11 protein-coding genes are annotated in these 12764 nt (G+C 73.8%); 7 read left to right on the top strand and 4 right to left on the bottom strand.

What is annotated here, in order from left to right:
- Positions 1 to 33: 33 nt before the first annotated feature.
- From AB0J24_RS02560 to AB0J24_RS02550, 3 genes are read right to left on the bottom strand one after another with little or no spacing between them, the layout of a single operon-like run.
- On the bottom strand, positions 34 to 1071 hold the full coding sequence (locus AB0J24_RS02560; protein WP_358674254.1) for an ABC transporter ATP-binding protein: 1038 nt from the start codon (positions 1069 to 1071) through the stop codon (positions 34 to 36).
- Complete coding sequence (locus tag AB0J24_RS02555) at positions 1071 to 2615, bottom strand: iron ABC transporter permease (protein ID WP_358674251.1); 1545 nt, start codon at positions 2613 to 2615, stop codon at positions 1071 to 1073. The genes AB0J24_RS02560 and AB0J24_RS02555 overlap by 1 nt, the downstream gene beginning before the upstream one ends.
- Before the next feature lie 2 nt (positions 2616 to 2617).
- Positions 2618 to 3691, bottom strand: coding sequence for an extracellular solute-binding protein (locus AB0J24_RS02550; RefSeq protein WP_358674248.1), 1074 nt, complete (start codon positions 3689 to 3691; stop codon positions 2618 to 2620).
- A 293-nt stretch (positions 3692 to 3984) separates the two neighbouring features.
- On the opposite strand from AB0J24_RS02550, the gene AB0J24_RS02545 reads away from it, so the two are divergent.
- The 5 genes from AB0J24_RS02545 to AB0J24_RS02525 are packed head-to-tail and all read left to right on the top strand — an operon-like array spanning position 3985 to position 9458.
- Complete coding sequence (locus tag AB0J24_RS02545) at positions 3985 to 5556, top strand: ABC transporter substrate-binding protein (RefSeq protein WP_358674245.1); 1572 nt, start codon at positions 3985 to 3987, stop codon at positions 5554 to 5556.
- A 3-nt stretch (positions 5557 to 5559) separates the two neighbouring features.
- Complete coding sequence (locus AB0J24_RS02540; protein WP_358674242.1) at positions 5560 to 6492, top strand: ABC transporter permease; 933 nt, start codon at positions 5560 to 5562, stop codon at positions 6490 to 6492.
- Positions 6489 to 7370: an ABC transporter permease gene (locus AB0J24_RS02535; protein ID WP_358674239.1), complete on the top strand. Its 882-nt coding sequence runs from the start codon at positions 6489 to 6491 to the stop codon at positions 7368 to 7370. The genes AB0J24_RS02540 and AB0J24_RS02535 overlap by 4 nt, the downstream gene beginning before the upstream one ends.
- On the top strand, positions 7367 to 8794 hold the full coding sequence (locus AB0J24_RS02530) for an ATP-binding cassette domain-containing protein (RefSeq protein WP_358674236.1): 1428 nt from the start codon (positions 7367 to 7369) through the stop codon (positions 8792 to 8794). The genes AB0J24_RS02535 and AB0J24_RS02530 overlap by 4 nt, the downstream gene beginning before the upstream one ends.
- The gene (locus AB0J24_RS02525) at positions 8787 to 9458 is read left to right on the top strand and encodes a (2Fe-2S) ferredoxin domain-containing protein (protein WP_358674233.1); all 672 of its coding nucleotides are present in this window, start codon (positions 8787 to 8789) and stop codon (positions 9456 to 9458) included. The genes AB0J24_RS02530 and AB0J24_RS02525 overlap by 8 nt, the downstream gene beginning before the upstream one ends.
- Here AB0J24_RS02525 and AB0J24_RS02520 read toward each other — a convergent pair.
- A complete protein-coding gene (locus AB0J24_RS02520) occupies positions 9444 to 9575 on the bottom strand; it encodes a hypothetical protein (protein ID WP_358674230.1) in 132 nt (43 codons plus the stop codon). The two genes, AB0J24_RS02525 and AB0J24_RS02520, sit on opposite strands and share 15 nt — an antisense overlap.
- Positions 9576 to 9837: 262 nt before the next feature.
- On the opposite strand from AB0J24_RS02520, the gene AB0J24_RS02515 reads away from it, so the two are divergent.
- Positions 9838 to 11007: a serine hydrolase domain-containing protein gene (locus tag AB0J24_RS02515; RefSeq protein ID WP_358674227.1), complete on the top strand. Its 1170-nt coding sequence runs from the start codon at positions 9838 to 9840 to the stop codon at positions 11005 to 11007.
- A gap of 234 nt (positions 11008 to 11241) precedes the next feature.
- On the top strand, positions 11242 to 12579 hold the full coding sequence (locus AB0J24_RS02510; RefSeq protein ID WP_358674224.1) for an AI-2E family transporter: 1338 nt from the start codon (positions 11242 to 11244) through the stop codon (positions 12577 to 12579).
- Positions 12580 to 12764: the final 185 nt, after the last annotated feature.

Here is a 12764-nt window from a genome sequence, read left to right as displayed (position 1 = left end):
GTACTCCCCGCCGATCCTAGGCCGGACGGCGGCTCACCCGTCGTCGCCTGCCGGGAAGAACCGTCCCTCGCCCGCCACCTCGACCACGACCCGGTCGCCGGGCCGCACGTCCGACCGGCCGGGCACCCTGGCCAGCAGGCCGGTCCCGTCGAGGTCGAGCTCGACCGTGGCGTCCGGACCGTGGAACACGACGTCGGCCACCTTGGCGGTGGCCTCGCGGTCGCCGTCCGGGACCCGTAGCCGCAGCTGCTCGGGTCGCAGCAGCAACCGGCCCGGCCCGCGGCCCGACGGGACCGGGACCGGACCGAGCAGGGTGGCGGCGGCCCCGTCGGTGGCGTCCGCCGGGAGCACCACCGCGTCCCCGACGAAGCGGGCCACCCCGATGTCGGCGGGGGAGTCGTAGAGGGTTCGCGGGGGTGCGCACTGCACCACCCGGCCGTCCCGCAGGACGGCGACGAGATCGGCGGTGCCCAGCGCCTCCTGCTGGTCGTGGGTGACCAGCACCGCGGTCGCGCCGGCAGCGGTGAGCGCGTCCCGCACCTGACCGCGGACCTCGGCGCGCAGTCCGGCATCGAGCGCGACGAACGGTTCGTCGAGCAGCACCAGCGCCGGGGCGGGCGCGAGCGCGCGGGCCAGTGCCACCCGCTGCTGCTGGCCGCCGGACAGCTCGGCGGGCATCCGGTCGCCGTAGCCGGCCAACCCGACCAGTTCCAGCACCTCGCCGACCCGGTCGCCCCGCCGGGCCCGCCGGTCCAGCCCGAACCCGACGTTCGCCGCGACGTCGAGATGGCCGAACAGCGCACCCTCCTGGGAGACCAGGCCGACCCGGCGCCGCTCCGGCGCGACGGCCACCCCGCCACCCGCGACGAGCCTGCCGCCGGCGTGGATGCTGCCCTTCTCGACCGGATGGAACCCGGCGACGGTGCGGAGCAGTGTCGTCTTGCCGCAGCCCGAGCCACCGAGCACGGCGGTCAGCGTGCCCGGCGGTACGTCCAGGTCCACACCGGACAGGACCGGGGTTCCGGGATGTCCGGCGTGGACGTCGTCCAGCACCAGTGCGGATTCCTCCATCAGTCCCCTCCTCTGCGCCGGAGCACCCGGTCGAGTACGAGCGTCGGGATCGCGGCGAGCGCCACGAGCAGTACCGCGTACGGGGCGGCGGCGGCGAACTGGCTCGCACCGGTGCGCGACCAGATCGCCATGGCCAGGGTCTCGGTGCCGGTCGGGCGGAGCATCAGCGTGGCGGGCAGCTCGCGGGCGACCGACACGAACACCAGCGCCGCCGCCGCCACGATCCCGGGTGCGGCCAGCGGCACGGTGACCCGGGCGAGGGTCTGCATCCGGCCGCGACCCAGCGAGCGGGAGGCCTCCTCCAACCGCACCGGTGCGTCGGACACGGCGGTCCGCACGATGCCGACGGCAAGCGGCAGAAACAGCACCGCGTAACCGGCGATCAGCATCGGCAGCTGCTGGTAGAAGTGCGGGAAGACCCGGATCCCCAGGTACACCAGCGCCAGTCCGACCGTGACACCGGGCAGGGCGAAGCCGAGGTAGGTGATGTTCTCCAGGGCACGCACCACCCGCCCGCGGTGCCGGGCGGCGAGCACCCCGACCGGCAGCGCCAGTGCGACGGTGAGCAGCGCACCGAGCCCGGCGACCTGGAAGGTGTCCAGTGCGGTGGCGACCAGGTGCGGGCCGTCGATCCCGGCGGAGGCACCCGCGACCGTCCAGACGGTGAGGCTGTATGCCGGGACGCCGAGCGAGACGCCGACGACGACGAGCACGAACAGCATCCCGGCCGGTGTCCAGCGGCCCAGCGGCGTCGGCCCGGCCCGGCGGCCCGCGCCGCGCCCGACGCGTTCGGTGGACCGGCCGCGCACGCGCGCCTCGGCGACGGTGACGACGAGAGCGAGCGCCACCAGCGCCAGCCCCAGCACCGCGGCCGGCGTCGGGTCGAACGTCGACCGGTAACGGGTGAAGATCCCGAGGGTGAAGGTCTCGAAGCGCATCAGCGACGGCACTCCGAAGTCGCTGATCACCGAGAGCGCGACCAGCAGTGCCCCGGCCAGGACGGCCGGCCACACCCGGCGCAGGGTCACCGTGAGGAGCACCCGCACCGGGCCCAGGCCGAGCGAGCGGGCGGCCTCCTCCATGCCGGCGTCGCCACGCGAGAGCGTCGCGGAGACGGCGAGGAAGACGTAGGGGAAGCTGACCGAGCTGAGCACCAGCAGCGTCCCGCCGAACCCGACGATCCCCGGGAAGCCGGAGATCCAGCCGAAGCCCGCGACGTAGGAGGGCACCGCCAGCGGGAGGGCGAACAGCACGCCCCACACCCGCCGCCCGGGGAGGTCGGTGCGCACCACCAGCCAGGCGGCGACGGTCCCGGCGACCATGCAGACCAGCGTCGCGGCGGCGGTCAGCACGACGGTGTTCGCGAAGAGCTGCCCGGTCCGCGGCCGGGTCAGCACGTTCGCGACGTAGGCCGGTCCGCGTTCGAAGGAGCGGACCGCGAGGTAGACGAGCGGGGTGAGCATCAGCAGCCCGGCCAGGGCGGCACCGGTGAGAAGTGCCGGTGCCGCCCCGCCGGACCGCCGGCGGAGGGCGTCGCGGAGCACGATCAGCTCATGCCGGCTTCTTGCAGCATCTCCAGGGTCTCCTCCAACGTCCGGAGATCGGCCAGGTCGATGTCGGGTTGTTCGAGCTCGGTGATGTCGGGCATGTCGTAGACCGTCGAGGTGATCCCGGACCGGACCGCGTACTCACCGGAGGTGTCCACGAAGTACTGCTGGGCGGTCTCGGAGGTCAGGAACGCGACCAGTTCCTGGGCCCGGGCGGGATCGTCCGCGGTGTCCATCACCCCGGCACCGGCGACGTTGACCAGGCCGAGCGGGTCACCGCCGACGTGATGGTTGCGGGTGCGCAGGTTCTCCTCGCCGAGCTCCTCCATCTTCGAGTAGATGTAGTAGTGGTTGACCAGTCCGATCTGGATCTGGCCGTTCTCGATCCCGTCGATCACGCCGTGGTTGTTGTTGAACCGCTCTGGGTTCTGCGCGTCGAAGTCCGCGAGCCACTGCCGGGCGCCGTCGTCACCCCGGTCGACGCGAACGGCGGTGACGAAGGTGTTCCACGAGGAGTTCCCGGGCGGGAAACCGATCTGGCCCTGCCAGCGCGGGTCGAGCAGGTCGTCGAGGTTCTGCGGCAACTCCTCGGGGGTCAGCTCCTGGGAGTCGTAGGCGATCACCCGGGCGCGTGCGGAGGTGGCGGTCCAGGTGCCGTCGGCCGCGACGTAGCCGTCGACGACGCCCTCGTGCACCTCGTCGTCGAGCGGGATCAGCCGGCCGGCCTCGGACAGTGCACCGAGGGCCCCGGCGTCCTGGGCGAAGAAGACGTCGGCCGGGCTGGCCTCACCCTCCTCCAGCACCTGCGCGACGAGCTCGGCGGTGTCGCCGTAGCGGACGTCGAGCGGGATGCCGGACTCGGCCTCGAACTGCGCGAGGAGATCCTGCACCCGGCTCTCCGATCGTCCGGAGTAGACGGTGAGTGCCGCGGCCTCGCCCGCGGTCGCTCCGTCCTGCGGGGCGGCGTCGTCCCCGGCGGGGGAACCGGCGCAGGCGGTGAGGGCCAGTGCGGTGGCGGCTCCGGCGGCGAGGAGTCGCCAGTGGTGGGACGTCGGTCGTTCGGTGATCTGCATTGATCGCTCCGGGGGTCGGGTCACGACGGTCGCCGACGCGACGCTACCTCCCAAACACCCGTTCAGGATGAAACGGATAGTGCCGGCCCGACAACGGCCGCTTCGCCGAGATGCAGCTCAGCGGGCCCCGAAGATCAACTATTCCCGCTGGGGTGCATCTCGGCGAACACGACCGGGCTGCGCCGAAGCTCACTCCATATGTACAACTCTTCATGTCTGGGGTAAATCTCGTGTCGCTCGGGTCGTGATCACCCCCCGGCACGCGACCCGCCCGACGTAGCAGGAGGACCCCCGTGACGCCCAGACCCACCTTGATCCGTCTGGCTGCGGCCGTGGTCGCGGTACTGCTCACCGCGGGGTGCGTGCAGACCACCGGTGGCGACGAGGCCGGCGGTGACCCGCCGGACACCCTCACCATCGCCACCGGTTTCGCGATCGACGACCTCGACCCGCTGGTGAACGGCTTCTGGGGTCCGGAGTTCGGTTACGTCGAGCTGCTCATGCGTCCGAACCGGGCGGGGGAGCCGACCCCCTGGGTGCTGACCGACCTGACCTCGACCGGCCCGACCACCTGGGAGCTCACCCTGCCCGACGGTGCGACGTTCGTGAACGGCGCCCCGCTCGACGCCGAGGCGCTGGTCGACCTGTTCGCCTTCCAGATGGCCGAGAACGACTCGCTGAGCGCCTCCCTGCCGGGCGCGACGGCGACCGCCACCGGCCCGCTCCAGGTCACCCTGACCACGGCGGAGCCCGCACCCAGCGTCCCCGCGTTGCTCGCCGACGAGTCGATCCTGCCGGTCTACGACGTCGCGGCGTACCGGGAGCACCTCGCCTCCGGGGCACCGGCGTCCGAACTGGTCGGTGCGGGCATCTACACCGGACCCTACGTCGTCGACTCGCTCGACGGCGCCACCGCGCAGCTCTCCCCGCGCGCGGACCACTGGGCGGGCCCTCCCGCGCTGAGCGCGGTGACCGTGCGGTTCGTGCCGGAGGCGTCCGCCCGGATCCAGGCCGTCCAGTCCGGCGAGGCCGACATCGCGCTGTACCCGTCGACGGCGTCGGCGCCGACGCTGGAGGGCCGCGACGACGCGTTCTTCGTGACCGGTGAGCCGACCGGCCCGACGTTCCAGCTGTGGCTCAACCAGCAGCAGGCCCCGTTCGACGACGAGCGGGTCCGCCGGGCGGTCTACGCCGCGGTCGACTACGACGCCATCGCCAACGACGTCATGAACGGGTTGTACCTGCCGGCCACCGGCCTCTACACCGAGTCCCGCCCGTGGGCGGAGAAGACCCAGAGCACCGACGTCACCGCCGCCGAGTCGCTGCTCGACGAGGCCGGCTGGAGCCGGGAGGGTGACGGGCCGCGCACCCGCGACGGGCAGGAGCTGCGGTTCGCGGTGCTGACCTACCCGCAGCAGCCCGACTCGGACACCCTCGCACTGGCGTTCCAAGCACAGCTCGCCGAGCTCGGCATCGGTGTCGACATCCGTCAGGTCCCCGACCTCGACGCGGCGATGCAGGACCCGACCGACTGGCACTCCTCGATCGCGGGCAACGGGTTCATCTCCTACGGCGGCGACCACGTGTCCCCGCTGTTCCGCTACGTCCGCTCGGACGGCCAGCGCAACTACGGCGGTATCGACGATCCCGAGCTGGACGCCATGATCGACCGGCTCGCCGTCGAGCTGGACCCGGCCGCCCGCGACGACCTGCTGCGGCAGGTCCAGTGGCGGATCGCCGAACGCGGCCACCTCGCCTACATCGGCCTGCGCAAGCCCGCCGTCGTCACCGGGCCGGCCTGGCGGGACTACGAGATCGAGGGCTCCAACCTCTGGGTCTCGCGCGACACGGCACCGGGCGGCTGATCGGTGTTCGTCGTCCTCCGCCGGGTCGGCCAGGCCCTGCTCACCCTGGCCGCCGCCGGCGTGCTCGTCTTCGGGATGCTCGCCGTCACCCCGGGCGACCCCGCGCAGCGGGTGCTGCAGGCGCGGGGCGTCCTCGAACCGACCCCGGCGGCGGTCGCCGCGGTGCGCGCCGAGCTGCGGCTCGACGATCCGCTGCCGGTCCGGTTCGGGCGGTGGGCCGGCGACGCCGTCCGGGGTGATCTCGGGGTCTCCTGGCGGACGGGGCGGCCGGTCGCCGGCGAGTTCGCCGAGCGGCTCCCCGCGACGCTACGGCTCACCGTCGCCGCGCTCGGGCTCGCGGTCGGTGCGGCGCTGCTGCTCGGCACGGTCGCCGCGCTCGGCGCAGGCCGGTGGCCGGACACCCTGGCCCGCGGGATCGCGCTCGGCGCGCTGGTGGTGCCGAGCTTCGTGCTGGGGGTGGTGCTGATCGACGTCGTGGTGGTCCGCGCCGGGCTCGGCCGGGTGATCGCCGACGGCACCTGGTCCACCGTGCTCCTGCCCGCCGTCGTGCTCGCGCTCGGCGCGATCGCGACCTGGTCGCGGGTGCTGCGCACCAGCCTGCTCGAGGCCGGATCGGCGACGCACCTGAAGGTCGCCGCCGCCCGCGGTGCGGGCCCGGTCCGGCGGCTGGTGGTGCACCAGATGCCGAACGCGATCGCCCCGTTCCTGACCATGGTCGGGCTCGGCACCGCATCGCTGATCGGTGGCGCCGCGGTCGTCGAGAGCGTGTTCACCTGGCCCGGGGTCGGCCGCTTCACGGTCGAGGCGATCAACGCCAGGGACATGCCGGTGATCGTCGGGTTCACGCTGGTCGCGGTGGTCGCCTACGTCCTGGCGAGCCTGGCGGTCGACCTGCTGTGCGCCTGGATCGACCCGCGCCTGCGGAGCCCCCGGTGACCGGGGCGGGGATCCTGACACCGGTCGCCGAGCCGGCCGTGCGGGTCGTCGAGCGCGGGACCGGCCGGGAACTGCTCGCGCGCCCCGCCGCCCGGGTCGGTCTCGCGTTCGCCGCCCTGCTGCTGGTCGCCGCGGTCGCCGGGCCGTGGCTGCTGCCCGATCCGGACCTGCCCGACTACACCCGCCAGCTCGCCCCGCCGGGACCGGAGAACCTGCTGGGCACCGACCAGGCGGGCCGCGACCTGCTCGCCCGCACCGTCGCGGGCGCGCGGAGCTCGCTCGGGGCGGCCGTGGTGGTGATGGCGCTGTCCGGGGTGATCGGGCTGGTCGTCGGCACCGTCGCCGGGGCCGTCGGCGGGTTCGTGGACACCGTCGCCACCCGGATCACCGACGTGCTGCTGGGACTTCCGACGTTGGTCCTGACCCTGGCGGTGGTCGGGATGCTCGGTCCCGGTCACCTGAACCTGGTGCTCGCGATGGCGCTCACCAGCTGGGCCGGCCTGGCCCGGATCGCGCGCAGCGTGGCCCGCGGCGCGGCGTCACGGCCGGACGTCGTCGCCGCCCGGATGGCCGGGATCGGCCCGGTCCGTGCCGTGCTCGCCCACGTCCTGCCGGGGGTGGCGGTGCAGGTCTCGGTCGCCGCCACCCTGGGGCTGGGGGAGGCGGTGCTGGCGCTCGGCGCGCTGTCGTTCCTCGGGCTCGGCGCCCAGCCGCCGACCGCGGAGTGGGGGACCATGCTCGCCGGCGGGCGGGAGACCTTCGCCGCCGCACCGTGGCAGCTGATCGGGCCGGGCCTCGGCCTGGTGCTCGCCGTCGCCGCGGCGACGCTGGTCGGGGACGCCCTGCGCGACGTCACCGATCCGGAGCGAGGGCGGTGAACGCGCTCTCGGTCCGCGGGCTGACCGTGGTGTACCCGGGCGGTGACCGCCCGGCCCTGCACGACGTCGACCTCGAGATCCCGCCCGGCGGCCGGTGGGCCGTGGTCGGGCGGTCCGGCTGTGGCAAGACCACGCTGGTCCGCACGATCCTCGGGCTGCTCCCGCCCGGTTCGGTCGCCACCGGGAGCGTGCGGGTCGACGGCCGGGAGGTCCTCGGCCTGCCCGAGCCGCAGCTGCGGGGCCTGCGTGGCCGCGCGATCGGTTACGTCCCGCAGGATCCGTTCGCCGCCTGCGACCCGCTGCGCACGGTCGGCCATCACGTCGCCTCGGCGTGGCGGGTGCACCGGATGACGCCGCCACCGGGCCGGATCGCCGACGACCTGACCGGGGTCGGTATCGACGACGCCGCCCGCTGCGCCGCCCGGCACCCGCACACCTGGTCGGGCGGGATGCTGCAGCGGGCGACGATCGTCGGCGGGACCGCGCACTCGCCACCGCTGACCCTGGCCGACGAGCCCACCAGCGCGCTGGACGCCGAGCTCGCCGACGACGTGCTGAACCTGGTCCGGCGGCGCAGCGGGGCGCTGCTGCTGGTCAGCCACGACCTGTCGCTGGTGGCCCGGCACGCCGGGCACGTCCTGGTGCTCGACGACGGCCGGGTCGCCGAGAGCGGCCCGGCCGCCCGGCTGCTCGTGGCGCCCTCGGCGCCGGCGACCACCGAGCTCGTCGGTGCCGGTGTGCCGCACGCCCGGCCGCCGGTGCCGCAGCGGCACGACGGTGCCCTCGTCGTGCGGGGCACCGGATTGACCCGGCGCTACGGATCGGTGACCGCGGTGGACGGGGTCTCGGTGACGCTCCGGGCCGGCGAGGTGCTCGGCGTGGTCGGCCGGTCCGGCTCCGGGAAGTCGACCTTGGCCCGGCTGCTGGCCGGGATGGAGCGGCCCGACTCCGGCACGGTGGAGCTGCCCGGCGCCGGGCCCGGCCACGTGATGCCGGTCTTCCAGGACCCGGTCGCGTCGCTGGACCGGCGATGGCCGCTGTGGCGGACCCTGGTCGAGCCGCTGCGGGCCCGCGGGGAGCGCCCCCGCCGCGCGACCGCCCGGACGGTCGCGGCCCGGATGCTGGAGCGGGTCGGGCTGGCCGGGATCGACCCGGACCGGCGACCGGCGACCCTGTCGGTCGGCCAGGCGCAGCGGGTCGCGATCGCCCGGGCGTTGGCCGCCCGGCCGGCGCTGCTGGTCGCCGACGAACCCACGGCGAGCCTGGACGCCGCGACCGCCGACGCGATCACCGCGCTGCTGCGGTCGCTCGCCGCTACCGGCACGGCGATCATCGTGGTCAGCCACGACCGGGAGCGGCTCGCGGGTTACGCCGACCGGATGTTGGTGCTGCGGAACGGCAGAGCGGAGTCGACAGATGGATGAGACCTCCGGGCGGGCCCTGGTCCTGGTGGCCCGGCCGACCCCCTCCGGTGTGGACGGCCGGTCGCTGGCCCGGTTGGCGGCCACCGTCGCCGCCCGGGTGCCGGGGCCGGTCCGGGTGGCGCACCTGGACCAGGAGGACCCGTCGGTGCCTGCGGTGCTGGACGCGCTGGCGTCCGCCGGCACACCCGCCGTGCTGCTGGTCCCGCTCGCCGTCCCGGCCGACCGTTACCTGACGACGTGGATCGGGCGGGCCGTCGCGCACTGGCGGGCGTCGACGCCGGATCCCGGTGAGGCCGGGCCGGACGTCCGGATCGCGCCCGACCTGACCGCGCTCGCCGCGGACGCGGTCGTCGAACTGGCGGAGGCCGAGGGCGTGCGGATCACCGCCTCGGCGAGCGGGTTCGCCAGCCCGGCATGGTCGGTGCTCGACGTGCCGGACCGGCACCTGTTCGTCTGTCGCGGCCCGCGCTGCCTGGTCCACGGCGCGGGCGCGACGCACCGCGCGCTCGCCGAGGCGGTGAAGGGGACCTCGACACAGGTCACACCGTGCGGTTGTCTCGGACCGTGCAATCTCGGTCCGCTGGTGGTCGAGCACCCGGAGGGCACCTGGCACACCGACGTCGACCCGCTACGGGCACGGGATCTGGCGTCACAGCGACGGTGACCGGGTGTCGTAGCCGCACCGGGTCCGCACCCGGTGCGGGCGCCCGAACAGCACCTCACGGAAGGTCGCGGCGGATCCGACGACGAGCGTCGCGAGCAACAAGACCTGTGTCCACATAGGACTACCTCCATACGTTCCGACGTGCGGCGGTACCCGCTGGGACCCGCCGATGACCAGGATCCGCCCGCTCCGTGGAGATCAACAGGGGCAGGAAGGACAGGGGGCGGTCAATTCCTGCCAGCGCGCGGTCCGAGGTGCTCGCCCCACCCGTTGGAGGGGGTCGCTCGGTGACCCGATCCGACAGGATGACGCCGAGAACGCCCCGTGGCTCACGTCACATCGAGGGCAACACGTCACTGCGAGGCTCGTGGAGGACCGGATGGCGAACAGGATCGACGGCAGTGCGATCGACCAGCTGCTGCAGACCGCCGTGCAGGACGGCGCGGTGCCGCACGTCGCGGCGATCGCGGCGGACCGCGACGGGATCATCTACGAGGGTGGTGCCGGCCCGCGGACGGTCGGCGAGTCCGGCGACGTCGACACCGGCACCCAGTTCCGGATCATGTCGATGACCAAGATCATCGCCACCACGGTGGCGCTGCAGCAGGTGGAGCGGGGTGCGCTGGAACTCGACGCCCCGGTCGACACCTATCTGCCCGAGTTCGCCGAGCTGCAGGTGCTGGAGAGCGTCGACGGCGACACCCCGAAGCTGCGACCGGCCGGGGTCCGGGCCACGGTGAAGAACCTGATCACCCACACCAGCGGCCTGGGTTACTGGTTCTTCAACGAGAAGCTCGCCCGCTTCGAGCAGGTCACCGGGACGCCGAACGTGCTCGGCGGCGCCGGGGCGTTCAAGGCCCCGCTGCTCGCCGATCCCGGCACCACCTTCGAGTACGGCATCAACACCGACTGGCTCGGGAAGGTCGTCGAGAAGGTGACCGGCAAGGGACTGGACGTGCTGGTCAAGGAGGGTGTCACCGGTCCGCTCGGGATGGACGACACCATGTTCCTGCTCGACGAGGGCCGCAAGGCCAACGCCGTCTCGGTGCACGTGCCGGCCGAGGGTGGCGGTTGGGCGTCGGCGGGCGAGCTGCTCCCGCAGGAGCCGGAGTGGTGGGCCGGCGGCCACGGCCTCTACTCGACCCCGCGGGACTACATCCGGTTCGAGCGCGCCCTGTTGCGCGGCGGCGAGCTCGACGGCGAGCGGATCCTCGCGCAGGAGACGGTCGACGCCGCGTTCAGCAACCAGATCGGCGACCTCGACTTCCCGGCCGAGATCCCGACCGCCGACCCGCCGATCACCGCGACCTTCGCCCCCGGCCCGGGGTTCAAGTGGGGCTACGGGCTGCTGCTCAACACCGCCGACGTCCCGGGTGCACGCCGGGCGGGGACCGGGGCCTGGGCGGGGCTGTTCAACACCCACTTCTGGGTCGACCGCACCACCGGCATCTGCGCCTCGATCTACACGAACTCGCTGCCCTTCATCGAGGAGGGCGCCCTCAACCTGTACGGGAACTTCGAGGGTGCCCTCTACACCGCCCTGAAGTAGGAGGAGCAGGCGTGAGCACCCGCCGTCCGCGGAGCCGCCTCCGCCGACGGCGGGTGTCCGGTCGGCCCCGGCGCGCATCCCGGCGGGTGCACCCCGGCGCAGTTATGGTTGCGCCGCACAGCGCCCGTCGAGGACGGGCCGGTACGAACGGGGTGGGCTATGGAGTCGCGGTCGCAACCGGCCGTCCAGGGGTCGGGGCCGATCTCTCCGCGCAGGGATCCGGCGGGTGGATCGGTGCTGAGTCCCGCCCCGGTGACCGCGTTCACCAGCCGCGGGACGCTGATCGGCAACGGACTGACCTGGATGGCGGCCTGGAGCCTGCGGCTCGCGCTGATCGCGGTCGGGCTGGTCCTCATCGGCTACGTGGTCGGCAGCTTCTGGGTCATCGCCTGGCCGGTGGTGCTGGCCATCCTGCTCACCACGGTGCTCCGCCCGCCTGCCGCGTGGCTGATCCGCCGCAAGGTGCCCCCGGCCCTGGCGTCGATCGTCGTGCTGCTGGTCGGGATCGGCGCGATCACCGGACTGTTCGTGGCGATCGCGCCGTCGGTCGTGGGCCAGTCCCAGCAGATCGTCGACGGAGTGGTGGCCGGCCTGGCGCAGATCCAGCAGTGGATCTCCGGCCCGCCGCTGAACCTCGGCGAGGGCCAGATCGGCGACCTGCTCACGCAGATCACCACGCAGCTGCAGCAGAGCGCGAGCGCCATCGCCGGTGGCGTGCTCACCGGCGTGTCGACGGTCGCCTCCGGTCTGCTGGCGATCGTGCTCGCGCTGGTGCTGACGTTCTTCTTCATCAAGGACGGCCCGCGCTTCCTGCCCTGGATCACCTCCATCAGCGGGCGTACCGCCGGGGGGCACCTGACCGAGGTGCTGTCCCGGATGTGGGCGGTGCTCGGCGGCTTCATCCGGGTGCAGGCGCTGGTCAGCCTGATCGACGCCGTCTTCATCGGTATCGGCCTGGTGCTGCTCAGCGTGCCGCTGGCGCTTCCGCTGGCGATCCTGACCTTCCTCGGCGGGTTCATCCCGATCGTCGGTGCCTTCGTCGCCGGCGCGCTCGCCGTGCTGATCGCGCTGGTCACGCAGGGCTTCACCACCGCGGTGCTGGTGCTGGTGCTGATCGTCGTCGTGCAGCAGGTCGAGGGCAACGTGCTGCAGCCGTTCCTGCAGGGGCAGAGCCTCAAGCTGCACGGCGCGGTCGTGCTGCTCGCCGTGACCGCAGGTGGTTCGCTCGGCGGGATCGCCGGTGCGTTCCTCGCGGTGCCGGTCGCCGCGGTCGCCGCCGTGCTGCTGCGTTATCTGGGTGAGCAGATCGACCAGCGCGACCAGCGCTTCGCCGGGCACGCCGCCGAACCGGCCGGAGAGCCGTCCGTGCCGGCCGGGGCCGGCGCCACCGGGGCGGTCGTCGCAGGCAGCGCCCGCGACGGCACGGACGCCAGCACCGACTCCGGCACCGGCGGGTCGGCCGGGACGGGGGATGGTGCGGCCCAGAACGGCTCGGCCGGGTCGGCGGGGGAGCCCGAGGACGGGGACACCGCCGAAGCGGCAGGAAAGGCCCGGCCCGGCACCGACGGCTGACCGGGGCGGTGCTGTGCGGGCCGGCCCGTCCCGCGCCGGGTCGGGGGCGATGGCTCGACGGGGGCGAACCGGCCCGGGCGACCCGACCCGGAGGAGGATGCGAGCCACCGGGTCCAGCGTCCGCCGGTCGCAGCTCGGCTCCCAGGGGCGAAGGTCCCCCTGTGCGACGGTCGTGTGCGAGGGAA

Source organism: Pseudonocardia sp. NPDC049635, assembly GCF_040659795.1.
Lineage (GTDB): Bacteria > Actinomycetota > Actinomycetes > Mycobacteriales > Pseudonocardiaceae > Pseudonocardia.
Note: the sequence above shows the minus strand (reverse complement) of the source record. Positions and strands in the feature narration are given on the sequence as shown.